1 rRNA gene is annotated in these 1,708 nt (G+C 53.8%); it reads right to left on the bottom strand.

What is annotated here, in order from left to right:
* Nucleotides 1–12: 12 nt before the first annotated feature.
* A 23S ribosomal RNA gene (locus AC2FAJ_RS23475) occupies nt 13–1,708 on the bottom strand; the annotation flags it as partial.

The following is a 1,708-nucleotide window of genomic DNA, read 5'->3' as shown; positions in this document are numbered from 1 at the left end:
CTTCGGCGTTGTAAGGTTAAGCCTCACGGTTCATTAGTACCGGTTAGCTCAACGCATCGCTGCGCTTACACACCCGGCCTATCAACGTCGTCGTCTTCAACGTTCCTTCAGGAGACTTAAAGTCTCAGGGAGAACTCATCTCGGGGCAAGTTTCGTGCTTAGATGCTTTCAGCACTTATCTCTTCCGCATTTAGCTACCGGGCAGTGCCATTGGCATGACAACCCGAACACCAGTGATGCGTCCACTCCGGTCCTCTCGTACTAGGAGCAGCCCCCCTCAATTCTCCAGCGCCCACGGCAGATAGGGACCGAACTGTCTCACGACGTTCTAAACCCAGCTCGCGTACCACTTTAAATGGCGAACAGCCATACCCTTGGGACCTACTTCAGCCCCAGGATGTGATGAGCCGACATCGAGGTGCCAAACACCGCCGTCGATATGAACTCTTGGGCGGTATCAGCCTGTTATCCCCGGAGTACCTTTTATCCGTTGAGCGATGGCCCTTCCATTCAGAACCACCGGATCACTATGACCTGCTTTCGCACCTGCTCGAGCCGTCACTCTCGCAGTCAAGCTAGCTTATGCCATTGCACTAACCTCCTGATGTCCGACCAGGATTAGCTAACCTTCGTGCTCCTCCGTTACTCTTTGGGAGGAGACCGCCCCAGTCAAACTACCCACCAGACACTGTCCGCAACCCGGATCACGGGTCCACGTTAGAACACCAGCCATTAAAGGGTGGTATTTCAAGGACGGCTCCACGCAGACTGGCGTCCACGCTTCAAAGCCTCCCACCTATCCTACACATCAAGGACCAGTGTTCAGTGTCAAGCTATAGTAAAGGTTCACGGGGTCTTTCCGTCTTGCCGCGGGTACACTGCATCTTCACAGCGAGTTCAATTTCACTGAGTCTCGGGTGGAGACAGCCTGGCCATCATTACGCCATTCGTGCAGGTCGGAACTTACCCGACAAGGAATTTCGCTACCTTAGGACCGTTATAGTTACGGCCGCCGTTTACCGGGGCTTCGATCAAGAGCTTCGCGTTGCCGCTAACCCCATCAATTAACCTTCCGGCACCGGGCAGGCGTCACACCGTATACGTCCACTTTCGTGTTTGCACAGTGCTGTGTTTTTAATAAACAGTTGCAGCCAGCTGGTATCTTCGACTGATTTCAGCTCCGTCCGCAGGGACTTCACCTACATATCAGCGTGCCTTCTCCCGAAGTTACGGCACCATTTTGCCTAGTTCCTTCACCCGAGTTCTCTCAAGCGCCTTGGTATTCTCTACCTGACCACCTGTGTCGGTTTGGGGTACGATTTCGTGTTACCTGATGCTTAGAGGCTTTTCCTGGAAGCAGGGCATTTATCACTTCAGCACCGTAGTGCCTCGTCATCACGCCTCAGTGTTAAAGTGAACCGGATTTGCCTGGAACACACACCTACACGCTTAAACCGGGACAACCGTCGCCCGGCTGACATAGCCTTCTCCGTCCCCCCTTCGCAGTAACACCAAGTACAGGAATATTAACCTGTTTCCCATCGACTACGCCTTTCGGCCTCGCCTTAGGGGTCGACTCACCCTGCCCCGATTAACGTTGGACAGGAACCCTTGGTCTTCCGGCGAGCGGGCTTTTCACCCGCTTTATCGTTACTTATGTCAGCATTCGCACTTCTGATACCTCCAGCATGCCTCACAGCACACCTTC

It is taken from the genome of Enterobacter cloacae complex sp. 385G4, from assembly GCF_057320665.1.
This window is presented reverse-complemented; position numbering and strand designations above follow the sequence as displayed.